Source organism: Labrys sp. E2SS-1L (assembly GCF_057073705.1).
In genome coordinates this window covers 1,437,864-1,463,264 of the sequence record NZ_CP172712.1, presented here as the reverse complement: position 1 = coordinate 1,463,264, position 25,401 = coordinate 1,437,864, and the positions used below count along the sequence as shown (strand labels likewise).

The following is a 25,401-nucleotide window of genomic DNA, read 5'->3' as shown; positions in this document are numbered from 1 at the left end:
GATGATGAAGAAGACCCTCATTTCCACCGCCATCCTGGCGCTGGCGACGCTGATGAGCGTTCCGGCCGCCCAGGCCAAGGAGTGGAAGACCGTCACCATCGGCCTGGAGGGCGCCTATGAGCCCTGGAACCTGACCAAGCCCGACGGCACCATGGACGGCTTCGAGATCGACCTCGCCAAGGATATCTGCGGACGCATCAAGGTCGAGTGCAAGTTCATTGCCCAGGATTGGGACGGCATGATCCCGAGCCTCAATGCCGGCAAGTTCGACGTGATCATGGACGGCATGTCGATCACCGAGGAACGCAAGAAGCAGATCGATTTCTCGCGTCCCTATGCCGGCGAACGCGCCGGTTTCGCCACGCTGAAGTCCAACGACCTCGCCAAGCTCGCCGGCACCGGCACCATCGTGACGCTGACGGGCGATGCCGCGCATGACAAGCCGACGGTCGACGCCCTGCGCGATGCCGTGAAGGGCAAGACCATCGGCGTGCAGGTTGCCACCAACTATGCCGAATGGCTGGCCAAGAACTTCAAGGACGTGGCCACCATCACCGAATACAAGACCGTGGGTGAGGCCGATCTCGACCTCTCTGCCGGCCGCGTCGACGCCACCGTCGGCGACGTCACCTTCTATTACTCGGTGCTGTCTCGCCCCGATCACTCGGAAATGATGCTGGCCGGTCCCGAAATCACCGGCGCGGTGTGGAGCGAAGGCATCGGCCCGGCCTTCCGCAAATCCGATCCGGAACTGCGCGACATGTTCGACAAGGCGATCGGCGAAGCCCTTGCCGACGGCACGATCAAGAAGCTCAGCATGAAATGGTTCAAGACGGACATGTCGCCTCAGACCAAGTCCTGAGTCAGGCAAGTCCGAAAGCGCTGACCACGCTGGCATCCGGGCGGGGGACCATGGTCCGCCCGGATCGCGCCTCAAGCAAGCGGCACAAGACCGATTGAGGCATTGCAAGGGCGATCCAGAATGAAGCCGGACCGGAAGACCGGGCGGCCAAAACCCAAAAGGGGAACCGACAATGAAGAAGTACCTGATCTCCTCGGCGCTGCTGGCGCTGACCGCCCTGACGGCCATGCCGGCGGTGGCCAAGGAGTGGAAGACGGTCACGATCGCCCTGGAAGGCGCCTATGAGCCCTGGAACCTGACCAAGCCCGACGGCAGCATGGACGGCTTCGAGATCGACCTCGCCAAGGATCTGTGCGGGCGCATGAAGATCGAGTGCAAATTCATCGCGCAGGACTGGGACGGCATGATCGCCGGCCTGAACGGCGGCAAGTTCGACATGATCATGGATGCGATGTCGATCACCGACGACCGCAAGAAGCAGGTCGCCTTCTCGCAGCCCTACGCCCAGACCCCGGCGGGTTTTGCCGGCCTGAAGACCGGCGACCTCGCCAAGATGGACGGCACCGGCACCACAGTGACGCTGACGGGCGAGGCCGGCCATGACAAGAGCACGGTCGAGAAGATGCGCGAAGCCCTGAAGGGCAAGACCATCGGCATCCAGACCGCCACCGTCTACACCAAATTCGTCGAAGAGAACTTCAAGGACATCGCCACCATCACCGAATACAAGACCTCGGGCGAACGCGACCTCGACATCACGGGCGGGCGTATCGATGTCGGCTTCGACGACGACACCTATTTCACCTCCGCCTTCGCCAAATCGGGCAATGAGCAGATGACCCTCGTCGGTGCTCAGATTGCCGGTCCGATCTGGGGCGAGGGCATCGGCCCGGCTTTCCGCCAGTCGGACAACGATCTGCGCGAGATGTGGGACAAGGCGATCGGCAGCGCCATCGCCGACGGCACCGTCAAGAAGCTCAGCCTGAAATGGTTCAAGCTGGACGTGACCCCCGTCAAGGGCTCGTAAGTCTTCGGCCTCAGTCCGCGGGCCGGCCAGCTCCGGCCGCGGACTGAAGGGACGACACTGCCGGCCCTGCCACCACAGCGGCCGCGGCGAGCCGCCATCGCCTATGTCTCACTGGCCTACCCCGAGAGGAGAGCCGCATTGTGGACGTGATCACCAGCCTATCCGACAAGATCTCCTATCTGGTTGCCACGCTCGGCTTCGGCGAGACAGGTTGGGGGCTCTATCTCCTCGGCGGCGCGGGAATGACGCTGGCCGTCACCGTCGCGGCGATGCTGATCGGCGCCGTCGTCGGCGCCCTGGTCGCCTGGGCCAAGATTGCCGGCAACATGCCGGCTACCCTGGTCGGCAATGTCTATACGGTGGTGCTGCGCGGAGCCCCGGAACTGCTGATCATCTACATGGTCTATTTCGGCCGTGTGGTCGATGTGATCGGCAATTCGCTGGGTGCGCTCGGCATCGGCAACAGCACCACGATCAACAGCTTCCTGGCCGGCGCGCTCGGCGTCGGCCTGATCTCCGCCGCCTACCAGGCGGAAGTCTTCCGCGGCGCCTTCACCGCCATCGCCAAGGGCGAGATCGAGGCGGGTCGCGCCATCGGCATGCCGCGCTTCATGCGTTTTCGCCGCATCATCGCGCCGCAGATCATGCGCTTTGCCATTCCCGGCCTCGGCAACGTCTTCCAGCTCAGCGTCAAGGACTCCGCTTTGATCTCCGTCACCGGCCTGGTCGAGATCATGAACGCCGCCAACAAGGCGAACGGATCGACCCGCCAGCCCTTCCTGTTCTACACCGTGGCCGCCTGCCTCTATCTCATCCTGACGACCTTCTCGACCCAGATCTTCAGTGCCGGCGAACGGCGGGTAGCCAAGAGCTTCCGCCGTCCCGTGGGATCGTAGGTGCCGCCATGACTCTCGATTTCGCCCTCGAAGCCCTCAGCAAGATCCTCGCCGTCCTGCCGACGACGTTGTTGCTCTTCATCTTCTCCGTCCTGCTCGGCCTGGTCTTCGCCCTGATCGTGCTGTGGATGCGTATGAGCAGCAACGGGCTGCTGTCCGGTATCGCCAAGACCTACATCTTCATCTTTCGCGGCACGCCGCTGCTGATCCAGATCTTCCTGATCTTCTACGGCCTGGCCCAGTTCCAGTTCATGAAGGAATCCTGGTTCTGGCTGGTGTTGAAGAACCGCATCGCCTCGGCGGTGTTCGTGATGGCGCTCTGCACCGCTGCCTATCAGGCGGAAATCCTGCGCGGCGGCCTGCTGGCCGTCTCGACCAAGGAGATCGAGGCGGCGCGTGCCATCGGCATGTCCGGCTTCAAGCTGCTCTACCGCATCATCGCGCCGATCGCCCTGCGCCAGGCCCTGCCGGCCTATTCGACCGAGGTGATCCTGACCTTGAAATCGACCTCGCTGGCCGGACTGATCGGCGTGGTCGAGATGACCGGCATCGCCCAGAAGATCGGCCGCCAGGCCTTGCTCGACGTGCCTGTCCTGGCGCTGGCAGGCCTGGTCTACATCGCCCTGAGCTATGTCATCATCTTCCTGCTCGGCCGGGCCGAGCGTGTCCTCTCCCCCCATCTGCGCTTCATGCCGCCGAGCGCGCAGACACCGCGCACCATCGTCGGCTGAAAGGAAACGCCATGGCCGCTTCCAGCGAAATCGCTCTCAGCGTCAAGAACATCCGCAAGAGCTTCGGCGATCATGAAGTGCTCAAGGGCATTTCGCTCGATGCCCACCAGGGCGACGTGATCTCCATTCTTGGCGCCTCGGGCTCGGGCAAGAGCACCTTCCTGCGCTGCATCAACCTGCTCGAGACCCCCGATGACGGCGAGATCGTCGTCGCCGGCGAGAAGGTCGAGATGCGCCGCGGCAAGAAAGGTCACCTCGAGCCGACCAACGGCAAGCAGGTGGATCGCATCCGCTCCGAACTCGGCATGGTGTTCCAGAGCTTCAATCTCTGGTCGCACATGACGGTTCTGCAGAACCTGATCGAAGGCCCGGTGCATGTGCTGGGCCGCCCCAAGGCCGAGTGCATCGCCGAGGCCGAGGCCCTGCTGGAGCGCGTCGGCCTCGCCGAGCGTCGCAATTACTACCCCTCGCACATGTCGGGCGGCCAGCAGCAGCGCGCCGCCATTGCCCGGGCCCTGGCGATGAAGCCCAAGGTAATGCTGTTCGACGAGCCGACCTCGGCGCTCGACCCGGAACTGGTCGGCGAAGTCCTTCGCGTGATGCGCGGCCTCGCCGAGGAAGGCCGCACCATGCTGGTGGTCACCCACGAGATGGGGTTCGCCCGCAACGTCTCCAACCGCGTGATGTTCCTGCACAAGGGCGAGGTGGAGGCGGACGGCTCGCCCGATGAATTGTTCAAGGAGACGAAGTCGGAGCGTTTCAAGCAGTTCATCTCCAGCCAGCATCATTGACGATCTGGCGCGACGGCAGGTGAGGGGCTGTGCAACCTCGGCCTCAATTTCTCTATCCCGATACCTCCTCCTCGTCCTGGTTTCCCCATGTCCATCATCCTTGACCGCCCCCTCACCTGGCGAGAAATCGCCGCCATCGCCGAAGGAGTGGAACTCGCCCTTTCCGAAGCTGCCTGGCAGCGCCTCTCCTATGCCCGGGCCATCGTCGATGCGATCGTCGAGCGTGGCATCCTCGCTTATGGCGTGAACACCGGCGTCGGCGGCCTTGCCAACGTCATCGTCGACCGGCCGCAGCAGCGGCACTTGTCGCGCAACATCCTGATGAGCCATGCTGTCGGCGTCGGGGCTCCTGTCGGCAAGACCGAGACGCGTGCGATCATTGCCGCGGCCATCAACAACTACGCCCATGGCCGTTCCGGCGTCAGGCCCGAGGTCGTCGAGCAGATGCTGGCCCTGCTGGCGCATGACTGCCTGCCCGAAGCGCCTTCGCTCGGTTCGGTCGGCTATCTCAGCCACATGGCCCATATCGCCCTGGTCTTGATCGGCGAAGGCCACGCCGTGCTCGACGGGCAAAGACTGACGGGCAGCGAGGCGCTGGCCCGCATCGGGCGCACGCCATTGGTGCTGGAGGCCAAGGAGGGCTTGAGCCTGGTCAACGGCTCGCCCTGCGTCACCGGCCTCGCCGCGCTCGCTCTGGCCCGCAGCGAAAGGCTGGTCGACTGGGCCGACGTCACCGCCGCCATGAGCTTCGAGAACCTGCGCAGCCAGCCCCGGGCCTTCGACGAGACCTCGCTCGCCCTGCGCATCTCCGTGGGCATGCAGGCAACGGGACGGCATCTGCGCGCCTTGCTCGACGGCAGCGCCATCCTCGCCGCCGCGGCCGGGCGCCAGACCCAGGACCCGCTCAGCCTGCGGGCCGTGCCGCATGTCCATGGCGCGGTACGCGACGCGCTGGCCGAGATCGGTTCGACCATCGACCGGGAACTGGCTTCCGTCACCGACAATCCGGCCGTGCTGGGCACGCCCGAAGCGCCCGAGGTTTATTCGGAGGCGCATGCCGTGGCGCCCGGCATCGCGCTCGCCATGGATACGCTCGCCATTGCGGTGGCCGAGCTCGCGGCAATGGCGGAGCGGCGGATCGACCGCCTCGTCAATCCGCATGTCAGCGATCTGCCGGCCTTCCTCGCCGTAGGCAGCGGGGTCTCCTCGGGCTTCATGATCGCCCAATATACCGCCGCCTCGCTGGTAGCGCTCAACCGGCGCCTGGCGAGCCCCGCCAGCCTGGATGGCGGCATCACCTCGGGCCTGCAGGAGGACCATCTCAGCCACGCCACACCGGCTGCTCTCAAGGCGCTGCAGATTCTCGACAATGCCGAGCACATCCTGGCGATCGAACTCCTCGCCGATGCCCAGGCCTATGACCTGCAGGCCGAAGACCTTGCCAAGGCCCCCGGCACCGATGCCTTCTACCGCGACGTGCGCACGGCCCTGCCCCCCTATCGCGACGACCGCCCCCTGGCGGGCGACATCGCCGTCGCGCGCGGCATCATCCGCCGTGCCGACGCCGGCGCGGCCTGAGGCCGTTCAGGTCGCCCGCTTCACCAGTTCGGCCACCATGGCGGCCGTCCAGGTGAAATGGCCGCCGCCGAGGCCCTCGCCGGAGATCGGATCGTAATATTCGGCAAAGCCGCTTTCCTCGATCAGGGACAGGCTGTCGGCCTCGACCTTGGCCGCGGCTTCGACGAGTTTGCAGCGCCGGAGCCCGTCGGCGACCAGCATGTTGACGATGATCCAGATCGGGCCACGCCAATAGCGCTTCGGCTCGAAGCGCCGGTCGGCGGGATCGTGGCTGGCGATGCCGTAGCGCGTGCGCCGGCGCCAGGCCGCGATTCGTTCGGCGATGGCCCTGTGACGTGCTTCCTCGCCCAGCCCCGCGAACACGGGCAGGAGCCCGCCGATCGACGGGCTGTCGATCAATTGGCCCGAGACACGGTCGAGGCACAGATACTGGCCGAAGCGCTCGCTCCACAAGCGTTCGAAGCCCGCCCTCGCCCTGGCGACACGGGCGCGGGCGCGGGCGGCGATCGCCGGCTCGCCCAGCGTCTGCGCAAGCTCGGCAAGATCGCTGTCGGAACGGATCAGGATGGCGTTGAAGCCGGGATCGACCATGCGGAAAGGCGAGGCCTCGTGCAGCCTGGCATTGTCCCAGCCCAGGCTGCGAAAGCGCTGCAGCAGCCAGAGGAAGCGGTCGTAATCGGCCTTGTGCGGGCGCTGGGCGGCATCGACATGCCGGGTGTCGCGCCGCTCATAGGGCTCCACCCCGTCGGTCGGCACCCGCATCATCGCCTCGTCCCAGTCGACGGAATTGTCGCGTCCGGATTCCCAGGGATGGATGATGGCGACCAGGCCTGTGCCTTCGGGGTCGCGGCAGGCATAAAACCATTGGTGCCAGGCGTCGGCCTTGGCCAGCAGGCCGTGGGCCCTGCGCCGGGCGAGCTCGCGATCGCCGGCCTCGTCATGCAGGCGCTTCATCACATAGCCCAGCACCGGCGGCTGGGTGATGCCCGAGGTCGGCACCGGGCGGCCGGTGCGCCAGACGCCGGGACCGGGAAAATAGCCGTCGTCTTCGACATGGAAGACGATGTGCGGCACCATGCCATCCGGCCATTGGTGGTCGAGCAGGGTCTCGACCTCCTGCCAGGCCCTGTTCTCGTCGAGGTGGCGCAGCCCCAGCGCCGTCAGGCAGGAATCCCAGTTCCACTGGAAGGGATAAAGCCCCTTGGTTGGGATGGTGTAGGCGCCGCGATCATTCTCGCGCAGCACGGCAGCAGCCCGCTCGAAGGCAGCGGCACGGTCAAGTCGGCTCATGAAAGGCTCCCAAGCGGTTCGTCATGAAAAGGGGTGATGTCGTCAGAGAACGGCCGCCGAACTCTCGACGTCGAACCAGCGCACGCTGCCGGGACGCGGCGCCAGAGTGAGGTTTTCGCCGGGGCGCACGGCATGGTCATTGTCGACGATGGCGCGGAAGAGATGGCCGCCGACATCGAGAGAGACGAGCTGGTGCGGTCCGAGCGGCTCCACCACCCGCACCCGTCCCGTCAAACCCTCGCCGCTCGGCGCCAATTCCTCGGGCCGGATGGCAAACTCGATCGGCCGGGATGTCGCGGGCGCGGACAGCTTCAGTCCGGCTACCTCGGCGATGGTCCCGCTCACCGCCGCCGGCAGGAAATTCATCGGCGGATTGCCGATGAAGCCGCCGACGAAGCGCGTGGCCGGATAGGCATAGACCTCCGTCGCCGGAGCCGCCTGCACGATCCGGCCCTGATGCATCACGGCGATGCGGTCGGCGAGACTCATGGCCTCGACCTGATCGTGGGTGACATAGATCGTGGTGGTGCGGCTCTCCTGCAGGATGCCCTTGAGCTCGGCCCGCATTTCGAGCCGGAGCAGCGCATCGAGATTGGAAAGCGGCTCGTCCATCAGGAGGACGGCCGGCTCCACCGCCAGGGCGCGGGCGACGGCGACGCGCTGGCGCTGGCCGCCGGAGAGCTGGCCGGAATAACGCTGCAGGAGCTGGTCGATATGCATCAGCCCGGCGGCCCTCTTCACGCGCTGCTCGACTTCCTGGTTGAGCAGCCTCTTCATGCGCAGGCCGAAGGCGATGTTCTCGAACACCGTCATATGCGGGAACACCGCATAGTTCTGGAACACCATGGCGATACCGCGCTCGCGCGGCGGCAGCCCGTCGACCCGCCTGCCGCCGATGTGGACCTCGCCGCCGCTCGCCCTCTCCAAGCCGGCGACGATGCGCAGCAGCGTGGTCTTGCCACAGCCCGAGGCGCCGAGCAGGACCAGGAACTCCTGGTCCCGGATGGCCAGGTCGAGCGTGTGCAGCGCCGTGTAGGAACCGAAACTCTTGCGCACGCCCTGGATCTCGATGTCCGCCATCGAAGCCTCCCTCAGCGATTGGCGATACCCCAGAGCGAAAACAGATATTTCCGCACCAGGAACAGGAAGATCAGGGCCGGGATGATCAGCACGAAGGCGCCAGCGAATTTCAGCGGCAGCGGCGAGACATCCAGGCTGGTGAGCAGGAAGGCCGTCAGGGTCTGGTTCTGCACGGTGAGGACGGAAGCGGCGAACACCTCGTTCCAGGAGGTGACGAAGGCGAACACGCCGGATGCCGCAATGCCGGGCAGCGCCAAGGGCACCACGATCCTGACGAAGGCCTGGGCCCGGCTGCAGCCGAACACCCAGGCTGCCTCTTCCAGCTCCACCGGGATGGAGAGGAAGAGCGAGGCGGTGATCAGAATGGCGAAGGGCAACGCCAGCACGGTGTGGATCAGCGCCAGGCCGAGCAGCGTGTCGTCGAGGCCGGTGCGCAGATAGAATACCGCCAGAGGCAGGGCGAGCAGCGGCAGGGGAAAGGCCCGCGTCATCAAGACCAGGATGCGGAAGGCGCCCTTGCCCCGGAAACGGAAGCGGGCCAGGGCATAGCCCGCCGGCGCGCCGATCAGGATGGAGAGCACCATGGTCAGGCCCGCCACCAGCAGCGAATTCACCAGGGCCCTGGTGACGCCGGCATAGTTCCAGAAGAAGGCGAGGCTGGTGAGGTCGAAGGCCGGCCAGAACTGCTTGGGCCAGCCCGTGACCGCCTTCGGCGCATTGAAGGCATCCACCGCCAGCAGATAGATCGGCACCAGCACCCAGGCGCACAGGACGATGGCAGCGAAGCGCAGGCCCCAGCGGGCCGGGGCGACGGTGCCCGCATCGTCCTGCCTGACGACGGCCTCGCTCATGGCGCCGTCTCCTTCTTCTCGCCCAGCACCCACAGGAAGAACATCGTGAGGGCGATCGAGATCGCCAGGATCACCATGGCATAGGCGGAAGCACCGGCCCGGTCCTGCAGGGTGAACTGCCAGCCATAGGTCTCGCCCATCAGCACCGGCAGATTGGTGCCGGCCAGCACCAGCACGATGGCAAAGACCTCGAAGGCCAGGATGGTGCGCAGGATCAGCGCCGTCTGCAGGCTGGGCCGCAGCAGCGGCAGGGTGATCCTGACGAAGCGCTTCCAGGGCCCTGCGCCGAACACCTCCGCTGCTTCGTAATATTCGCGCGGGATGAGAGACATGCCGGCCACCAGGATGACCAGTACCACCGCCGTCGCCCGCCAGAGTTCGGCCAGCACGATCGCGGCGAAGAGCAGGATGACGTTCTGGTAGCCGAGCAGGAGCTGGGGGCCGGCGATCAGGCCGAGGGCATGGCGGGCACTGTTGAGGAAGCCGTTCTGCTCGAGGATGGCCAGCCAGATCAGCCCGGCTGCGAGATCGGAGATGCCGAGCGGGATGGTGAAGACATAGAGGGCGAGATCGCGCCCCTTGCCGAGATTCATCACCAGGGCGGCCATGGCCAGGGCAAGCGCGATCTGCAGCGGCACCACGATCGCCGTCAGCACCACCGTGTTGCGCAGGGCCGGCCAGAATTTCCAATCACTCATGATCGAGCGGAAATTGCCGGTGGAGAGCTGGCCGTATTGGGTGAAGGCCTCCACTGCCACCTGGCCGAACGGCACCAGGAAGAAGGCGATCAGGAAGATCGCCGCAGGAGCCAGCAGCAGATAGGGAAGAAGGCGAGTGTCGCTCACAACATGCTCCCAGGCTTGCTATTCAACCTTGCAGGGCCCTTCGCTTTTCGGATCAGGCGCCCAGCAGGGCGCCTTCTTCTCATCGAGGATGGCCTGCAGGGCCTGCGCCTGCTGGTCGAGCACATCACGCACCGGCTGGCCGCCGAGCACGATGCGCTGGAAGGTATCGGAGAAGACCTTGTTGTAGCGCCCACCCGCATCGCCGATGCCGATCGGCAGCAATACGGGCAGGGAATCGGTCGCCGCATTCTGCGCCGCCACCACGGGCCCGAGGATCTTGGCGCTAACCGGCATGTCGTCGGGCAGCTTGACGTCGACCACCGGGAAGAAGCCGGTCGCCTTGACCATGGCGATCTCCGTCTCGGGCTTGAGCATATAGGCGGCCAGCGCTTTGGCATCCTCGGGCGCATTCGAGGTCCTGGGCACGGCGATACCGGTGATCACCGGCATGTTGGCGCGTCCCTTCGGCCCGGCCGGCACCGGAAACACCACGAAATCACCCGGCTTCTGGTTGAGTGCGTCCTTGAGCCGGGCAACATGGTCCCAGGCCACCCAGACCTCGCCGTTCAGGAGAGGTTCCTGCATGAAGGCATAGGAGGTGGAGGCCGGCGTCACCGCCGCATGCCAGAAATCGCGGAAATCGTTCCACATCTTCTCGGCTTCCGGCGACTTGAACTTCACCACCGCCGCACCGGTGAAGGAAGGCAGCAGATAGCCCTGGAAGAAGCGATGCGACAGTCCCTTCGGCCCGGCCGGAAAGCCGATCTTGGGACCGCCGGTGGCCTCAGCCATCGCCTTGCCCCAGGCAAAGAGCTCATCATAGGTGATCTTCTGCAGGTCCACGCCCTTGGGCAGATATTGCAGCGCCTGCTTGCTGGCGATCATTACATAGGTCGCCTGCATCCAGGGAATGTATTTCTGCTCTGCCGTGCCGAGCTTTCCGAAGCGCATATAGCTTTCGGCGATGGCGCCCGCGGGCACCACGCCGTCGAGATTGACGAGACCGTCGGGAATACTGGCAAGCTCGCCATGCAGCCCGCCCAGCACGGTGATGGCGCCGGACCCTGCCTGCAGCTCGGCCTGGATACGAGTGATGAACGGGCCGGCCTCCTGGGCCGAATAGGTGACAGACTTGCCGAAGCCCGGCAGCACGCCGTCACGAATGGCCTGCGATTCCTCCACGGGCGTCGCCTGGGTCGACCAGAACAGCAGGTTCTGCGCGATCGCCACGGCAGGCGTGGCCAGGGCACCGAGCAGGACGGCGCCTGCCAGGAGCCTTCTCATCGATACGGTCATGCTTGCCTCCCCTTGTGCATGGTCATTCCTCCTGGTGCGGGGCCTCTGCGGGCCCTGGAACCGGTAGCGCCGCTCAGTCGGCCGGCGCAGGACCATGGCTGGCCCGAAGCTCCAGCTTCGGCTCCAGCAGCAGCGTCCTGATGCCGGCCTCGCCCAGCTCTATCCGCGCCACCACCATGTCGCCGGCGATACGGCCGCTCTCCCGGATGTTCTGGTCGAAGGTGGTGAGGGGCGGATTGGCGTACACAGCCATCGGCACATTGTCGAAACCGACGACCGAGACATCCCCGGGCACGCCGAGGCCGAGCTCGCGGGCGACCTCGAGTACAGCGAAGGCAAGCTGGTCGGTCAATGCGATCACCGCCGTCGGCCGGGGATCGAGCGACAGCAGGGCACGCGCCTCGGCATGGGCGCCGTCATGATCGTTGGGAGCGACCTTGGCGATGTGATCCGGCCGCAGCGGCAGGCCGAGCTCGCTCAAGGCCCGCTCCAGGCCGCGGCTGCGGAAATGGGCAAAGGTGTAGGCGACGTCGGGCATGACCAGGGCGAAGCGCCGATGGCCGAGGGAGACCAGCTGGCGCGCCAGCCCGTCCAGCGCCTTCTCGCCATCGGTGTCGAGCCAGGAATAGGGACCGGGTGCCTCGATCAACCGGCCATGGGCGACGAAGGGAATGCGCCGTGCGATCAGCACGCGCGCCCGGGCATCGTCGACGGTCAGGCGATTGATGACGATGCCGTCAGCCTGCGAGCCGTCCACCATGTGGCGCAAGACCTGCAGCTCGTCGCGGCTTTGGGAACTGGCGGCCAGGAAGAGATCGCGCCCCAATTCGGCAAGGCTGTCGGCAAGGCCGAGCAGGAACTCGCCGACAAAGGCGTCCGTGATCTGTCCCGCCGGCTGCGGCAACATCATGCCGATGGCATTGGAGCGCCCCGAGACCAGCATGCGTCCAGCACGGCTGGCGACATAGCCATGCTCCCGGGCCGCCTGGACCACCCGCTCCCGCGTCTTCTGGGAAACGTCGGAATAGCCGCCGAGCGCACGCGAGACCGTCGGCACCGACAGGCCGAGCACCCTGGCGAGCTCCTTGAGCCCGATCGCCCGCGACGTTTCACTCACCGCTTTTTTCTCTTCAAAAACGTTTTGAATAAAATCCAAAACGTTTTGATCAATGTCAAGCACCGTCTTGCTGAACGAGCCATGGCCCGTGCCACGGGCTCGCCTCAACGACGATCCATTTCGGCAGGCATTCGCCTGAAGATTTGGGTGCACCATCGCCGTGGGGTAACCCAGGTCACTTGCCGGTCACTACGTCACTTGGGTGAGTCCTCGACGGATGCTATGCACGAAGGACAGAATGGAAGAGGCAATGGTGACACCCCATGGGCGTTGAGGGCGAACACAGGCCGGATTCTTTGCTCCGAATTGCCGGTCCCGTGGGCATCGGCGGCTGGCTCCTTCTGCCCCTGCTCGATATCCTCATCAATCCGTTCTATTCAGCCTACGAGATCTATTCCACACTGACCGGTTGGAACCTGCTCGGCCCGTTCGTCGGTGGCGCAGAGGATGGCCGCTTCGAGGCTGCCCGGCTGCCGCTTCTTGCCTACGCCTTCACATCGGTCGTCAGGGCCGCCCTTGCCGCCTATTGCCTGTATCTGATGCTGAAACGCTCGCCCCGGACACCGAGATGGATGATCATCTATTATGCGGTGGAACTCGTGCTCGGCTTCCTGGATTTCTTTCTCTATCGGGTGGTGGAGGACATGCTGCAGCAGGCAAATCCACAGGACTATTGGGTTCTGCCCTTCATCGCCGCCATATGCCTGATCTGGATCGCCTATTTCCGGCGCTCCCGGCGGGTGGCGAATACGTTCCGCTCGCAGGAGGAGGCCGACAGGCAACTCAGCGAGATATTCTCGTGAGGCGGGAACGATTACCCCGGCCGGGTGCGTTTTCTCCAAGAGCCTTACCGGCAAGCATCGCTGGACCTGAGGAGAGACGATGACGATGAAGCACCGATCGTTCTGGCCAGGCCTGCTGGCGGTTTGGTTGCTGTCGGCTACGCCGGCCCTGGCCCAGAATGCCGCGCCAGGTACCGAGCAAGGCTGCCGCGACCTGCTGGCTGCCTTCTCCAAGGCTCACTCCCTCGACCTCGCGGCCGAGAAAGCCGGAGCCAAGGGGACGAAGGGTTGCCTCTTCGGCAATCTGCGTTCGGAGGCCAAGCCAACATCGTTCACCATCGATACGGTCGATGTCGATATGATCGAGCCCGATCCCGCAGACAGCGGCAAGCTGCCGCTGGCGCTTCGCCTGACGGCAGCCGGGATGCGTCTCTTGGGCAGTTCAGGCGATGCCGCCCAGGACTACATGCTGCAGCTCTCGCGAGACCCACTCGCCTTCTCCATCGACTATGAGCTGGACACGACGAGCAAGACGCTGAAGCTCACCGCGTTCACCTTCAACACGCGGCATGGCGCACTCAGCGCCTCCGCCGAAATCGCCCGTTTCGATCCCACAGCGACCGGGGGCCAATCGAAGACGATCGTCACACGGACAGCCCTGAAGTCCCTCGAATTCAGCCTGCAGGACGAGGAAGGCGAGATCCAGCGCCTGCTTCTCCTGCCGGTCGGCTATACCCTGCTGCGCGGTTCGGCCGATCCTGCAGCCCGCCTGAAGCAGATCAAGGACCAGGCCGCGGCCTGGCTGCGCATCACCCTGAGCCTCACCAACATGCCCCCGGCACAGGTCGACGACACCATCGCCGCGCTGACGGATTTTCCCAAGGCCACCAAGCCCTTCTATCTTTCGATCAAGCTGCCTCAGCCCGTGGGGGTCGACGACGTCTTCCGCATCATGATCGGCGGCGCCACGCCCGGCGAGCTATTCCCCGACGGGTGGATCAATCTCACTTACGGGAAATAGGGAGCGGTTCTGCTCGCCGAACTCCTTTCTCACGCCACCGGGAAGGGTTCGTCCTCCAGGAAGCGCCTCAGCACGTTCCAGGTGATCCGGGAGACGTTGTTGTCGTAGTTGTTGTGGCTGAGCGAGCCGCACCAGGCGATCGAAGAGGTCGCGAACAAGGCACCGCCCGAGGGTGTTTCGCCAAAGGCCAGATCGGCATGCACGCGCGGATTGGTGTCGCCGCCGATATTGGGCGGCACCACGCCGAATTCCTCGTTGACCAGCAGCATCATCGGGGAGTGATCGACCGAGGAGGCCAGGCGCAGCATGTTGGGCGGCGATCCCAGATCCGTGGCCAGGCAATCGAGCTCGATGCCGGCCGCGCCGCCACCGATCAGGCCGAAATCGCCGATGACCTCGTCGGGCACCCCCTCGAAGATGAAGGCGGCGCGGGGATTGTCGGCATCGGGAGCCCGGCGATAGGGGCTGGAGACGTCGAAGCCCTGGGCGATGAAGCCGACGCCGCAGATCACGTTGGGCGCCCGGCCGATGCGGCGCCACAGCCCGCCATATTCGCCGTTGAAGGACTGGTAGTATTCGCCCGGCTCGGCGATCCAGGTGCGGATACCGTCCTCGGCCCGGCGCAGCTCGATCACGCCCGGCAGGGTCTGGTGATAGGCGATGCGCCAGTACCAGCCATTGCCGCCCATATACATCAGCCGGCCGCCGCGATCGATCCAAGCCTTCATGGCATCCCACATCCGGGTCGAATGATATTCGGGATGGGTCCCGGTGATCACCACCTGGTAGTCGCGCAACAGTTCGTAGCCGTCCTCGTGCAGGTCTTCGTCGGTGATGACGTCGTAGTCGACGCCGCGGAAATCGAGCCAGTCATAGAGATGGGTATCGGCATTGTATTGGTAGAGGGCCGAACCGTGCCCGCCGAGCCAGGAATGATAGCGCGGCGAGAAATTGAGCACGGGCCTGAGGCGGCTCGAATAATGCACGCCCGAACCGTCGGCATGGCAGTCATAGAGCGAACCGCCGAGTTCGGGATGCTCATAGAGATAGACGTCGGAATGGCCGAAGGTGAGCAGACGGTTCATGGCAAGCTCCGCCCCCCGTGCGGTGATGTGCTCGCCATGATTGGCATAGGCCATATAGGAGGCCGTCGGGGCCAGCATGGCGAGCTTGGGGCGTGAGCCTTTCGGGCGCCGGCGCGGCGGACGCACGAAGAAGGCGATGTAGTTTTCGCGCGTGACCGTCTCGTCGCTGTCGCCGCAGGTGACGTGCAGCGCATAGGGGCCGCTCTTCAGCTCCTCGGGAATGACGAGGCTGACGGAGGTCTCCCAGCCCGCATCGTAGAGATCGTCGTGATGGAAATGGATGGCGCCGTAATGTTCCGGCTTCAGGTTGAAATCATGCTCCTCGCCGGTCCAGTTCCAGCCCTTCATGCCGCGGGTCGGCAGATGGAAGAGTTCGCCGTGATGATGCGAGGGCCCGATATCGACGGCCCTGGTCGAGCCGATCTCCCGCGAGAAATCCCATTGCGCGATGATCCCGGCCCGCAAGGCTGCAGGCTGCGGCGACAGCAGCAGGGCCTGATGCTGTTCGGGGGCGTGGAAGCCGGCCAGGAGAACGGGTCCGTCGATCTTGCCGTCGAAATGCTCGGCCACCGTGCCGTCGGCCTGATGGCAGCCCGCCAGCATGAAGGTTGCCTCGACCAAGGGTAGCGACACGCCCAGGCTGTTTTCCTCGAAGCCCGCGTCGAAGACATGGGCATAGGGTTTCACCGGGCGCTGGGAGAGCATGACGCGGCCTGTGGCAGGATCGATGGCGACCGCGATCGCATACCATTGGCGCACCAGCATGCCGTCACGCAGGGAGAATTCGGCCTGCCAGCCGGGGCCGTCCCCCACGATGAGGGCGAGGCGCCCGCCTTCCAGCATCTGGATGCGGAAGCCTCGCTGCGTGACGGGGTCCCATTGCGCCGCGATGGTCTGCGGTCCGCGGGAAGGCAGGGTCGGCCAGAGCATGGCGAAGAAGGTGAACGGCGCGCTGCCGAGCGCGGGCACGGTTTCGGCCTGCATGTAGGAGCCGGCATCGATGCGCTGCGGCCGGCCCGCGTGGCGCCCGTCGATGGCAGTCGGCACATGCGGGAATTTCAGGCCCGGTCCCTCGGGGTTGCAATCGCCATGCCGCACGCGCACCAGCCGGGCTTCGAAGCCATCTCCTTCCTCGAGCGAGATCTGGAAGGCGATGGTCTCGCCGGGAGCGACCGAATAGCGATCGGGATAGCCGGTGATTTTCAGCATGGCGTGGGCTCTCGGATGGAATTGTTATCGTGTTGGGGCGGGAAAGCCTTCTCCCCTTGCGGGAGAAGGTGCCCCGAAGGGGCGGATGAGGGGAGAGGCCCAACCTTTGCGGGTGTTTGCCGTCATCCCTCATCCGTCATTGCTTCGCAATGCCACCTTCTCCCACAAGGGGAGAAGGTTTTCGCGCCGCGCCTCAATCCCGGTACGGCAGGTTGATGCTCTCACCGGTGAGCAGGCGCCAGCGCCGGCGGAAGATCTCCCATTCCGCCTCCTCGCGGCTGGTGAAGACGGGCTCGCCCTCGTAGACGATCGGATCGCGCCGGTCGGGCGGCATGGTGGCGAGTACCCATTCCTCGAAGGGCTTACGGCAGAACAGGATCACCTGGTTGCCGCTGGGGTCCTGGCGCATGATATGCAGCACGCGCTGCAGGCCGGGGCTGTGGCGTCCGATCGGGCAGCGCCGGAATTCCTCGATATATTGACGGTCCGCCTGGGGATCGATCTTGTAGACCATGGCACTGCCTTCACGAACTGGATGGAGCGGCGGAGACGACCGGCGCGAGCACGAAGGCCCCGAGATCGCGCATATCGGAAAAGACGAGGTCGGCGCCTGCAGGGGCATTGCCGCCGACGGTGTGAAAGGCGGTCAGGAGGCCCGCGGCCTTGGCCGAGGCAAACCCGGTATGGCTGTCTTCGACGCCGAGAACATAAGCCGGCAAAGCACCGAGCCTGCGGCAGGCCGTGGCATAGGGCTCGGGATCGGGCTTGCCCTTGGCGACATCGTCGAGGCTGATCGAGAAATCGATGAAGGGCAGGATGCCGAGGCCGGCGATGTTGGCATCGACCACGCGGCGGCTCGAATTGGAGACGCAGGCCTGCCGGATACCGGCGGCGGCGAAGCGGCGCACGAGATCGAGCACGCCTGGCAGGGGTTCCAGCGTGTGGGCACGGGCGATGTAATAGTCGACGATCGCCTTGCCCCAGCTCTCTTCGGTGACCCCGGCCGGCATGCGGCTCTCCAGCAGGTGCCAGACATCGCCCATATGGATGCCACGGAAGCGGTCGTCATGCAGGTCCGACATGTCGATGCCGAGATCGTGGCTGATGGCGTTGAGCGCCTCCTGGTGCAGCGGCTCACTGTCCACCAGCGTGCCGTCGATGTCCCAGGCGATGGCCTCGATTCTCATACATCCTCCTCACGAAGCCGGCGATAGAGCCCGCGGAAGGCCCGGTATCCCGCTTCATAGACTGCCTTGTTCTGCGCATTCGGCTCGATTCGATCGCGCAGGCTGATGAAACGCGAGACTTCGGGCCATTCCGAGGCAAGCCCCGCCCCGATGGCCGCCGTCCAGGCCGCTCCGAGGCAGGAACCGGGATGGCCGTTGAGGCGCTGCAGGGGAACCTGCAGCACGTCGGCGACGATCTGCATCCAGACCGCGCTGTTCGAACCGCCATCCGAAACCAGGTAGTTGGTGGTGGCGTGCCCCATGTCGTTCAAAGTCTCGACATGATGGCGGATCGCGTAGGCATAGGCCTCGAGCAAGGCGCGCCAGAGATGGGGAAGACCGGTTGCCAGGCTGAGGCCCGAGAAGGAGCCGCGGATGACGGGGTCGTGGATCGGCGTCTTCTCGCCGAGGAAATAGGGCAGGATGTGCACGCCTTCGGCGCCGGCCGGGATTTCGGCGGCGAGCCGGTCGAGATGCTGATGCAGGCTGAGGCCCTCTCGGGCGGCAGCCTCGCGCTCGCCGCCCGCAAAGGTCGCTGCAAACCAGTTGAGCCCCGAACCGCCGGTCGACATGCAGCCATTGGGCACATAGAGCCCCGGCACCAGATGGTAGTCGAGATACATGCGCGGATCCGGCGCCACCTTGTCGGAGGCGATCAGCACATCCGCCGAACCACCGAATTTCAGGAGGACGTCGCCGGGCGCCACCACCCCGGCGCACAGGGCCGAGGCGATATGGTCGGCTGCCCCGCCCACCACGGGTGTTCCCGCCTTGAGGCCCGTGGCGGCGGCCGCGTCCGCCGTCACCGCACCGAGAATCTGATGGGAAAGCCTGCGCGGCGGCACGGCGCTGCGCGGAATATGGGCCAGAGCCACCAGATCGTCGGCGATGTCCTGGGTGGAAAGATCGGTGAAGCCGGCCTCGAGCGCCCAGTTCTGCTCGACCGCCTTCACGCCGGTCAGGCGCCAATTGATGTAGTCATAGGAGCCGAACACGGTGGCGATGCGCTTGAAACCATCCGGCTCGTGCTTTTCCAGCCAGCGCAGCTTGGCCGTCACCAATTGCTGGTTGATGCCGTTGCCGGCCCTGGCGAGGAAGACGTCTTCGGCGATCTCCGCGGCGAGCTCGGCCACCTCCTCGCCGCAACGCCCATCGCTCTGCTGGATGCTCGGACGGATCAACTCGCCGTTCCCATCCAGCAGCACCACGGCCGGCAGCATGCCGGTGACGCCGACGGCGTGGATCTCGCCGGGCGCGATGCCGCTCGTGGCGATCAGCTCACGGGTGATGGCGCAAGCATTCTCCCACCACTGGTTCGGATCCTCCTCCGCCCAGCCCGCATGGGGCGAGCGCAGCGTCACGGGGCGGGAAGTGAGGCCGAGCACCTCACCCGGCAGGCGGATCAGGATGCCGATGGTGGAGGTCGTGCCGATGTCGAGGCCGAGGACGCAGGGCATGGAAAGTTCCGAAATACGCGTGTTCGCAGGTGGGGGGCGGGTCTTCAGACCCGGCTCCATGAAGGCGGGTCTGAAGACCCGCCCCCCGATGCGGCACCAGCCTCACGCCAGCGGCGCCACCTTGTCCATGAAGCGCTTCACCCGCGCCGGATCGACCGCGTTCCAGGTGTTGCCGTCAACCTTGAAATGGGTGCCGATGATCACGCCGGAGGCCACCGACAGGACGTCGGCGACATTGTCGATATTGACGCCGGTATTGGCGAAGACGGGTACGTCCTTGACCGTCTCGGCCACCTTCTTGAGGTCCGCGGCGGCGGCCGGCTGGCCGGTGAGCGGGCCTGAGACCAGGATGGCGTCGGCCAGCGAGGAGAACACGGCGCTGCGGGCGCGCAGTTCGATCGGCCGGCTGTCCAGCGAAGACGCGAATTCGGCATTGATATTGTAGAGCAGCTTGAGGTCCGGACGCCCGATCTCGCGGCGCAGCTTGTGGGCATCGGCAGCGTTGGGCTGCCACAATCCCATGTCGGAGGCGAACAGGCCGGTGAAGATCTCGCGGGCGAAGGAGGCGCCGGTCGCTCCCGCGATCGCCACCGAGGCGGCAGGATCCCACAGATAGTTCACGCCGAAAGGTACCTTGAGCAGCGGTTTCAGGGCGGTGACGATCGCCGTCATCGCCGCCAGGGATTCGATCGGAGCCTTGAAGCGATAGGGCCGGTCGTTCTCATTGCCGAACATCACGGCATGCACGCCATTGTCCTGCAGGTTCTCGATATCCTTGGCGGCATCGTCGATGAGCTTGTTCACGCCGCCCTTCGCGTCGAAGAGCGGGGCGCCGGGCAGCGCGCCGATATGCACCATCGCGATCACGGCCTTGCGGCGAGGGCCGAGGAAGTCGAAAACCATCGATAACTCCTGTCTAAACTTAAGGTTCTGAGAGAGCCGGCGCGTCCTGCCCGGCGATAAGGATACGAACGCCGGCGGCTTCCAGCGGCTCGGCGAGGTGTTCGGGCAAGGCAGCGTCGGTGACGAGGACGTGGATCTGCCCGTAGGGGCCGACCTGCACGAGGGAGCGGTGGTCGAACTTCGAGGAATCGCACAGCACCACCACCTGGCGGGAACGCTCCATGAAGGCGCGCTTGATCTCGGCATCTTCGAGCGTGTAGTCGAAAATGCCCTGGGCGGTGATACCGGAGACGCCGAGGAAGACGGCATCGAGCCAGAGAGACGAGAGCTGCGAACTCGCCATCGGCCCGCATACCGAAAATTCATGGGGGCGGATCAATCCGCCGAGGGCATAGACCGGGCTCTTGCCGCCGGCCAGCAATCCCGCCGTGCGCAGATTGCTGCAGAACAGCCGGAGCCCGGGCCTGTCGAGCAACTCGCGCGCGAAACGATGCGTGGTGCTGCCCGTGTCGATGCCGATGGTCTGCCCCGGCTGCACCAGACGCGCTGCCGCCCGCGCGATCTTCTCCTTGGCCTCGGCCTGCCGCCGGCCACGGACTTCGAAGGCAGGCTCCTCGGCGTCGAACGCCGTCTCGGGCGCCCGGGCCGTCGCCCCGCCATGGTCCCGGCTGATCAGCCCGCTTTCGGCAAGACGGTCGAGGTCGCGCCTGATCGTCATTTCCGACACCTGAAGCTCCACCGCCGCATCGGATACGTTGATGTAGCGGCGCTGGCCGATCATCTGGATCAGCCTGTCGCGCCGCGCCGTTGCCGGGATCCGGGAAGCATTCGTCATCACGGGCGTCATCTGCATTCTCTTCGCCATGTTCAGCTGCATTCAGATTGCCCTTGTAGCGCCCACAAAGGCAGCATGCACCATGACGAAATCGAACATAATCGATCACAAGATGTAACATCTTCGATCAGGTAGCAAGCCCCATCTGCACAAGCTGCAGGAATTTTCCGCCGATAAAGGCAGGCAGATCCGGCAGGGTTCACGCCTGGGCGCGCCTTGTCGCGGAGGCCGTCTCGTGATGGGGCCATCAGCCAAAACTTGTCCACAAGGGAGGGTTTCGGCTACCTGGTCTTTATTTGTCCTCGATCGCCACCTGAAATGACGACCAAAGTCCGGCCACGTGCCGGCACCGGTCCGTTCCTCCGGCTCTCATGACAGCTGCATCCCACCGCGCCAACATTTACGCTTGTGCGATAACGCTCGATTATGTTTCAATATGTTCGAGATTCATCCGAAAGCGGGAACATATCGATGCAGGATCTGGCCGGAAAACGGGCAATCGTAACAGGTGGCGCCTCCGGCATCGGCGCGGCGATCGCCCGCCACCTGGCAAGCCTGGGCGTCAGGATCGCGGTGGCGGACCTCGACGAGACGCGCGCCTCGGAGCTGGCGGCCAGCCTCGGCCAAGGCCATCACGGCATCGCCATCGACGTGCGCAAGCGCGATTCAGTCGAAACGGCCTTCGCGGCGATCGCACAGGACTGGGACGGCTATGACCTCCTGATCGGCAATGCCGGCGTCTCCACCATGAACAAGGTGGTCGACCTCACCGACGAGGAATGGGACTTCAATTTCGACGTCAACATTCGCGGCATCTTCCTGACCAACCAGACCGCCGTACGCCATTTCCTTCAAGCGGGCCGCAAGGGCGTGATCGTCAACACGGCCTCGCTGGCCGGCAAGGTCGGCGCGCCGCTGCTGGCGCATTATTCGGCCAGCAAATTCGCCGTCGTCGGCTGGACCCAGGCGATCGCCCGCGAAATGGCGCCGCACGGCATCCGCGTCAACTGCGTCTGCCCGGGCTTCGTGCGCACCTCGATGCAGGAGCGCGAGATCGAGTGGGAGGCCAAGCTTCGTGGCATCACGCCGGAAGCCGTCGCCGCCGACTATATCGCGCAGACCCCGCTCGGCCGCATCGAGACGCCGGAGGACATCGCCCCCCTCGTCGCCTTCCTCGCCTCGGAAGGTGCCGCCTTCATGACCGGCCAGGCCGTGAACGTCACCGGCGGCGTCTATATGGGCTGATCCGCTGTCACAGCGCGAAATGCAGCAACTCAGACAGAATCAAGCCGGCGGCTCCGCGTAGCGCCGCCCGGTCTTCGAGGTCCCCCATGACGAGTTGGATATCGTTGCCAGGACGCCAGGGCACGAGGTCGCGCATATGAGCGGCGATCGCCTCCAGCAGGGTCGCGCCGCCGCCCACCACGTCGCCGTGCAGTACGAAGAAATTCGGCGCCATGGTCTGCTGAAGATTGGCGATACCGATGGCGACGTTGCGGGCATAGAGGTCGAGGAGGCCGGCTGCCGCGCCGTCATTTTCCGTGGCCAGCAGGGCAAGGCTGCGCGAATCCATGGCCTCACAGGAGGGAAGATGGCGTTGCAGGGCCTCGCGGCGCAGCCAGCCCAGGGTGGCGATCGTCTCCCAGCATCCCCTGCGCCCGCAGCGGCAGGTCGCGCCGTCCACCTGGACGAAGGTATGGCCGAGTTCCCCGCCCGCTCCGGCCGGCCCGCGATACAGGTGACCGTCGAGGAAGATGGCACCACCGAGCACGTCCCCGGTATAGATCACCGCGAAATTAGGCTTGCCGCGTCCGATACCGAACCAGCGATCGCCGACCAGCAAGGCGCGGGGATGGTGGTCGACCCGCACCGGCAGGCCGAAGCGGCGCGCCAGGGCCTGCCCGAGCGGGAAGCCGTCGAGCAGGGGCGCCAGATTGACCGCGACGATCGTGCCGGTATCGGTGTCGATCATGCCGCCTGCCGCCACGCCGATGCCGAGCGGCGGGCGATGGGCGAGATCGAGGACCTGCCCGACACAGTCGAACAGGATGTCGATCAGGGGTTCCACTGTCGCAGCATCCTCAGGGAAGGGGGCCCTGACTTCCGCCGTGATGGTGCCGTCCAGCGACACCAGGCAGCAATGCACGCCGTCATGCATGAGCAGGACCGCACAGATGGGGGCAGCGTCCTCGGCAAACCAGATCGGCCGTGCCGGCTTGCCGCCGCCTTCCTTCGAGGGCAGCGGCTCGCCTTCCACCAGGATGCCCTGGTCGATCAAGGGCTGGATGATGCCGGTTATGGTGGCACGGTTGACCCCGACATGCCTGGCCAGTTCGGCACGGCTGGTCGGTCCGAGATCGAACAGCACCTGCAGCACGCGGCCACGATTGGCCAGGCCTATGGAGCTCGAGGAAATCAGGCCCTGCCGACGGGCATCGGGACGCGACGTGTCATCGAACAAATCGTTCAGCGCGGCAAGGCCGCCGCGTTCGCCATCGGACGAGAACCTATCTTCGGACGCCATGGCCGCCAGTCCCGAACTGAAAGGCCTGCGAAGACCACTGGTCGTCGCAGGGAAATGAATTGCCCGCCAACTCTTAGTGCCAGCGCGAGGGAATGTCCCCCATCCTTTCCCGCGCGTCCCGCCCAGAATCGTCAGGCTTCGCCTTGACGATATAGTTAGTTTGTGTGAGCATCAAACATATTAGAGAAACCGGCGGGACACAACCATCCGGTCGCTATGAGGGGCATTCATCCAGTGCCCCCAACTGGTCAGCGTTCAAGCACTCAAGCGAGGCGGCAGGTCCACCGGCCCGACCTCGCAACAACAAGAACTGCACCACCAGACCGACATCAGAGGAGAGAACGAGCATGGTTACGATACCTGAGATCTCGCGCCGCGCCTTGCTTCGCAGCACGGCCGCCTTTGCGGGAGCCGCCGCCCTGGGCCTGAATTCCGGACGAGCCTCCGCGCAGGGCAAGACCTTGCGGGTGCTGCTGGCGGGCGACCCCTTCTACTACGCCATCCAGGGCCTCGCCGATCAGTTCAAGCAGGAGACCGGCATCGAACTGCAGATCGAGAGCATCTCGCTGGAAGCCCTGCAGGCCCGCCTCACCTCCTCCTTCATCTCCAACCAGCCGGATGCCGACGTCATCTCCGTCGACCAGATGTGGCTCGGCCAATATCTGGAAAGTCGCTGGATCCTGCCGCTCAACGACTTCATCAAGGCGGACAAGGACACCGACATCAAGGACTTCGTGCCCGAGGTTCTCTATTCCATGAACACCTGGCGCGGCCAGGTCGGCACGCTGCCGGTGGCGACCTATGGCCAGTGCGTGCTCTATCGCAAGGACTTCGTCGACGCCGCCGGCGTGAAGATTCCCGACGACGGCTCCTGGACCTGGAGCGACTATCTCGACATCGTCAAGAAGCTCAACGGCAAGGAATTCGACGGCAAGAAGATGGCGGGCACGGTGCTCGCCGGCCAGCAACCTGCGCCCATCGTGCACATGTATACCCAGCTCGCCGCCAGCTCCGGCGTGCGCTGGTTCAAGCAGTTCCCCACCGGCCAGTGGGATTTCACCCCCACCATCAACACGCCGGAGAATGTCGAGGCGCTCAAGCTCTTCCTCGAGCTCTACAAGAACTCCCCGCCCGAGGCGATCGGATACAACTGGTTCGATGCCGGCATGCGCTTCGCCAAGGGCGATGTCGGCATGTTCTACTGGTGGACGCCCTATTCCTATCTCTGCCGCAAGGACGGCTACATGTCCGGCAAGGATTCGGTGGTGGCCGACAAGCTCGGCATCACCCGCCTGCCGCGCTCCCCCGGCAAGGACCAGGTGGTCTCGATCGGCGGCCACAGCCTGGGCATCCCCTCCAACACCGCCAACAAGGACGGGGCCTGGAAGTTCATCAAATGGGCGACCTCGGCCAAGACGCAGAAGGCCATGGCGCTCTACACCAAATATGGCCACCAGTTCTCGGACTTTGCCCGCCCCTCGCTCTACGAGGACGCCGAGCTCCTGAAGATCTATCCCTATCTGCCCGCCCAGATCGCCGATCTCAAGCGCGGCAACGGCAAGATCGTGCGGCCGCCCTGCCCCGTCTACACCACGCTCGAGGGCATTTACGGCCTCAACCTCAACAAGGTGCTGTCGGGCGACACCGCTCCGGATGCCGCGCTGAAGGACACCGAATCCTTCTTCTCCAACATCCTGACCGGCAATTTCCTCATTCCCTACAAGCAGCCCACCTATGACGACACGCTCGACGCGACCAAGGCCCTGATCGCCTCGCTCGCGTGAGGGTGGGCACGGCCCGCCGGGTCTCCCACCGCGCGGGCCGTGCCGTTTTCACGATGCGGGGTGACTTCGTCTTCAGACAGCTTTGTGCAGCCCCTCACCCTTACCCTCTCCCCGTAAGAACGGGGCGAGGGGGACTTTGACGCTGTTCCGTATTCGGCACGGCTATCCTCTCGCGCGACGACTGCCACTCCCTCGCCCCGTTCTTACGGGG

The 25,401-nt window shown here is 65.1% G+C and carries 23 protein-coding genes; 10 read left to right on the top strand and 13 right to left on the bottom strand.

Translation table 11 applies throughout. From position 1 onward, the window contains the following. Positions 1–4: 4 nt before the first annotated feature. The 6 genes from ACIGJE_RS06630 to ACIGJE_RS06605 all read left to right on the top strand — a co-directional run bounded on the left by ACIGJE_RS06630 (position 5) and on the right by ACIGJE_RS06605 (position 5,885). The gene (locus ACIGJE_RS06630; RefSeq protein ID WP_367625509.1) at positions 5–862 is read left to right on the top strand and encodes a transporter substrate-binding domain-containing protein; all 858 of its coding nucleotides are present in this window, start codon (positions 5–7) and stop codon (positions 860–862) included. 172 nt (positions 863–1,034) lie between these two features. Further along, the gene (locus tag ACIGJE_RS06625) at positions 1,035–1,889 is read left to right on the top strand and encodes a transporter substrate-binding domain-containing protein (protein WP_311938551.1); all 855 of its coding nucleotides are present in this window, start codon (positions 1,035–1,037) and stop codon (positions 1,887–1,889) included. 149 nt (positions 1,890–2,038) lie between these two features. Next, positions 2,039–2,785 (top strand): ABC transporter permease, encoded by a 747-nt coding sequence (locus ACIGJE_RS06620; protein ID WP_311938616.1) that lies wholly within the window; start codon positions 2,039–2,041, stop codon positions 2,783–2,785. 8 nt (positions 2,786–2,793) lie between these two features. Continuing rightward, positions 2,794–3,516 (top strand): ABC transporter permease, encoded by a 723-nt coding sequence (locus tag ACIGJE_RS06615; RefSeq protein WP_311938549.1) that lies wholly within the window; start codon positions 2,794–2,796, stop codon positions 3,514–3,516. 11 nt (positions 3,517–3,527) lie between these two features. Next, positions 3,528–4,307 carry an ABC transporter ATP-binding protein gene (locus ACIGJE_RS06610; RefSeq protein ID WP_068293909.1) on the top strand — a complete coding sequence of 260 codons (780 nt, stop codon included), beginning with the start codon at positions 3,528–3,530 and terminating at the stop codon, positions 4,305–4,307. Between the two features lie 87 nt (positions 4,308–4,394). Further along, positions 4,395–5,885, top strand: a complete 1,491-nt coding sequence (locus tag ACIGJE_RS06605; protein ID WP_415083213.1) for an HAL/PAL/TAL family ammonia-lyase — start codon at positions 4,395–4,397, stop codon at positions 5,883–5,885. 6 nt (positions 5,886–5,891) lie between these two features. Here the strand turns inward: ACIGJE_RS06605 and ACIGJE_RS06600 are convergent, their stop codons facing one another. The 6 genes from ACIGJE_RS06600 to ACIGJE_RS06575 form a co-directional block, all read right to left on the bottom strand. After that, a complete protein-coding gene (locus tag ACIGJE_RS06600) occupies positions 5,892–7,175 on the bottom strand; it encodes an MGH1-like glycoside hydrolase domain-containing protein (protein WP_367625507.1) in 1,284 nt (427 codons plus the stop codon). Between the two features lie 42 nt (positions 7,176–7,217). Further along, positions 7,218–8,255 carry an ABC transporter ATP-binding protein gene (locus tag ACIGJE_RS06595; protein ID WP_415083211.1) on the bottom strand — a complete coding sequence of 346 codons (1,038 nt, stop codon included), beginning with the start codon at positions 8,253–8,255 and terminating at the stop codon, positions 7,218–7,220. Positions 8,256–8,266: 11 nt separating this feature from the next. Further along, the gene (locus ACIGJE_RS06590; protein ID WP_394314643.1) at positions 8,267–9,106 is read right to left on the bottom strand and encodes a carbohydrate ABC transporter permease; all 840 of its coding nucleotides are present in this window, start codon (positions 9,104–9,106) and stop codon (positions 8,267–8,269) included. Next, complete coding sequence (locus tag ACIGJE_RS06585; RefSeq protein WP_415083208.1) at positions 9,103–9,951, bottom strand: carbohydrate ABC transporter permease; 849 nt, start codon at positions 9,949–9,951, stop codon at positions 9,103–9,105. Before ACIGJE_RS06585 ends, ACIGJE_RS06590 begins: the two co-directional genes overlap by 4 nt. Before the next feature lie 18 nt (positions 9,952–9,969). Further along, positions 9,970–11,247 carry an ABC transporter substrate-binding protein gene (locus ACIGJE_RS06580; protein WP_415083206.1) on the bottom strand — a complete coding sequence of 426 codons (1,278 nt, stop codon included), beginning with the start codon at positions 11,245–11,247 and terminating at the stop codon, positions 9,970–9,972. A 73-nt stretch (positions 11,248–11,320) separates the two neighbouring features. After that, entirely contained in the window at positions 11,321–12,364 is a 1,044-nt protein-coding gene (locus tag ACIGJE_RS06575) for a LacI family DNA-binding transcriptional regulator (RefSeq protein WP_311938534.1), read from the bottom strand. Between the two features lie 296 nt (positions 12,365–12,660). Between ACIGJE_RS06575 and ACIGJE_RS06570 the strand changes: the two genes are divergently transcribed. Both ACIGJE_RS06570 and ACIGJE_RS06565 read left to right on the top strand, forming a co-directional pair. Then, positions 12,661–13,167: a DUF2569 family protein gene (locus ACIGJE_RS06570; RefSeq protein WP_415083204.1), complete on the top strand. Its 507-nt coding sequence runs from the start codon at positions 12,661–12,663 to the stop codon at positions 13,165–13,167. A gap of 79 nt (positions 13,168–13,246) precedes the next feature. Beyond that, the gene (locus tag ACIGJE_RS06565; RefSeq protein ID WP_415083202.1) at positions 13,247–14,167 is read left to right on the top strand and encodes a hypothetical protein; all 921 of its coding nucleotides are present in this window, start codon (positions 13,247–13,249) and stop codon (positions 14,165–14,167) included. Between the two features lie 29 nt (positions 14,168–14,196). Here the strand turns inward: ACIGJE_RS06565 and ACIGJE_RS06560 are convergent, their stop codons facing one another. The 6 genes from ACIGJE_RS06560 to ACIGJE_RS06535 form a co-directional block, all read right to left on the bottom strand. Next, positions 14,197–16,461 carry a N,N-dimethylformamidase beta subunit family domain-containing protein gene (locus ACIGJE_RS06560; protein ID WP_415083200.1) on the bottom strand — a complete coding sequence of 755 codons (2,265 nt, stop codon included), beginning with the start codon at positions 16,459–16,461 and terminating at the stop codon, positions 14,197–14,199. A gap of 193 nt (positions 16,462–16,654) precedes the next feature. Next, positions 16,655–16,975 carry a N,N-dimethylformamidase alpha subunit family protein gene (locus ACIGJE_RS06555; protein ID WP_311938526.1) on the bottom strand — a complete coding sequence of 107 codons (321 nt, stop codon included), beginning with the start codon at positions 16,973–16,975 and terminating at the stop codon, positions 16,655–16,657. A 10-nt stretch (positions 16,976–16,985) separates the two neighbouring features. Continuing rightward, the gene (locus ACIGJE_RS06550; protein ID WP_415083197.1) at positions 16,986–17,648 is read right to left on the bottom strand and encodes an HAD family hydrolase; all 663 of its coding nucleotides are present in this window, start codon (positions 17,646–17,648) and stop codon (positions 16,986–16,988) included. Further along, a complete protein-coding gene (locus ACIGJE_RS06545; RefSeq protein ID WP_415083195.1) occupies positions 17,645–19,144 on the bottom strand; it encodes an FGGY-family carbohydrate kinase in 1,500 nt (499 codons plus the stop codon). Before ACIGJE_RS06545 ends, ACIGJE_RS06550 begins: the two co-directional genes overlap by 4 nt. A gap of 102 nt (positions 19,145–19,246) precedes the next feature. Next, positions 19,247–20,047, bottom strand: coding sequence for a BtpA/SgcQ family protein (locus ACIGJE_RS06540; protein ID WP_311938005.1), 801 nt, complete (start codon positions 20,045–20,047; stop codon positions 19,247–19,249). Between the two features lie 19 nt (positions 20,048–20,066). After that, a complete protein-coding gene (locus ACIGJE_RS06535) occupies positions 20,067–20,900 on the bottom strand; it encodes a DeoR/GlpR family DNA-binding transcription regulator (RefSeq protein WP_311938003.1) in 834 nt (277 codons plus the stop codon). Between the two features lie 453 nt (positions 20,901–21,353). Here ACIGJE_RS06535 and ACIGJE_RS06530 point away from each other — a divergent pair, with 453 nt between their 5' ends. Continuing rightward, complete coding sequence (locus tag ACIGJE_RS06530; RefSeq protein ID WP_415083192.1) at positions 21,354–22,127, top strand: SDR family NAD(P)-dependent oxidoreductase; 774 nt, start codon at positions 21,354–21,356, stop codon at positions 22,125–22,127. A gap of 7 nt (positions 22,128–22,134) precedes the next feature. Here the strand turns inward: ACIGJE_RS06530 and ACIGJE_RS06525 are convergent, their stop codons facing one another. Beyond that, positions 22,135–23,406: an ROK family transcriptional regulator gene (locus ACIGJE_RS06525; RefSeq protein WP_415083190.1), complete on the bottom strand. Its 1,272-nt coding sequence runs from the start codon at positions 23,404–23,406 to the stop codon at positions 22,135–22,137. Positions 23,407–23,753: 347 nt separating this feature from the next. On the opposite strand from ACIGJE_RS06525, the gene ACIGJE_RS06520 reads away from it, so the two are divergent. Beyond that, on the top strand, positions 23,754–25,190 hold the full coding sequence (locus ACIGJE_RS06520; protein ID WP_394314653.1) for an extracellular solute-binding protein: 1,437 nt from the start codon (positions 23,754–23,756) through the stop codon (positions 25,188–25,190). Positions 25,191–25,401: the final 211 nt, after the last annotated feature.

What these genes read in the sequence shown, in the direction of transcription:
- ACIGJE_RS06630 (WP_367625509.1), top strand. Translation starts at nt 5, where the DNA reads ATGAAGAAGACCCTCATTTCCACCGCCATCCTGGCGCTGGCGACGCTG.
- ACIGJE_RS06625 (WP_311938551.1), top strand. Translation starts at nt 1,035, where the DNA reads ATGAAGAAGTACCTGATCTCCTCGGCGCTGCTGGCGCTGACCGCCCTG.
- ACIGJE_RS06615 (WP_311938549.1), top strand. Translation starts at nt 2,794, where the DNA reads ATGACTCTCGATTTCGCCCTCGAAGCCCTCAGCAAGATCCTCGCCGTC.
- ACIGJE_RS06610 (WP_068293909.1), top strand. Translation starts at nt 3,528, where the DNA reads ATGGCCGCTTCCAGCGAAATCGCTCTCAGCGTCAAGAACATCCGCAAG.
- ACIGJE_RS06605 (WP_415083213.1), top strand. Translation starts at nt 4,395, where the DNA reads ATGTCCATCATCCTTGACCGCCCCCTCACCTGGCGAGAAATCGCCGCC.
- ACIGJE_RS06600 (WP_367625507.1), bottom strand. Translation starts at nt 7,175, where the DNA reads ATGAGCCGACTTGACCGTGCCGCTGCCTTCGAGCGGGCTGCTGCCGTG.
- ACIGJE_RS06595 (WP_415083211.1), bottom strand. Translation starts at nt 8,255, where the DNA reads ATGGCGGACATCGAGATCCAGGGCGTGCGCAAGAGTTTCGGTTCCTAC.
- ACIGJE_RS06590 (WP_394314643.1), bottom strand. Translation starts at nt 9,106, where the DNA reads ATGAGCGAGGCCGTCGTCAGGCAGGACGATGCGGGCACCGTCGCCCCG.
- ACIGJE_RS06580 (WP_415083206.1), bottom strand. Translation starts at nt 11,247, where the DNA reads ATGACCGTATCGATGAGAAGGCTCCTGGCAGGCGCCGTCCTGCTCGGT.
- ACIGJE_RS06565 (WP_415083202.1), top strand. Translation starts at nt 13,247, where the DNA reads ATGACGATGAAGCACCGATCGTTCTGGCCAGGCCTGCTGGCGGTTTGG.
- ACIGJE_RS06560 (WP_415083200.1), bottom strand. Translation starts at nt 16,461, where the DNA reads ATGCTGAAAATCACCGGCTATCCCGATCGCTATTCGGTCGCTCCCGGC.
- ACIGJE_RS06555 (WP_311938526.1), bottom strand. Translation starts at nt 16,975, where the DNA reads ATGGTCTACAAGATCGATCCCCAGGCGGACCGTCAATATATCGAGGAA.
- ACIGJE_RS06550 (WP_415083197.1), bottom strand. Translation starts at nt 17,648, where the DNA reads ATGAGAATCGAGGCCATCGCCTGGGACATCGACGGCACGCTGGTGGAC.
- ACIGJE_RS06545 (WP_415083195.1), bottom strand. Translation starts at nt 19,144, where the DNA reads ATGCCCTGCGTCCTCGGCCTCGACATCGGCACGACCTCCACCATCGGC.
- ACIGJE_RS06540 (WP_311938005.1), bottom strand. Translation starts at nt 20,047, where the DNA reads ATGGTTTTCGACTTCCTCGGCCCTCGCCGCAAGGCCGTGATCGCGATG.
- ACIGJE_RS06535 (WP_311938003.1), bottom strand. Translation starts at nt 20,900, where the DNA reads ATGCAGATGACGCCCGTGATGACGAATGCTTCCCGGATCCCGGCAACG.
- ACIGJE_RS06530 (WP_415083192.1), top strand. Translation starts at nt 21,354, where the DNA reads ATGCAGGATCTGGCCGGAAAACGGGCAATCGTAACAGGTGGCGCCTCC.
- ACIGJE_RS06525 (WP_415083190.1), bottom strand. Translation starts at nt 23,406, where the DNA reads ATGGCGTCCGAAGATAGGTTCTCGTCCGATGGCGAACGCGGCGGCCTT.
- ACIGJE_RS06520 (WP_394314653.1), top strand. Translation starts at nt 23,754, where the DNA reads ATGGTTACGATACCTGAGATCTCGCGCCGCGCCTTGCTTCGCAGCACG.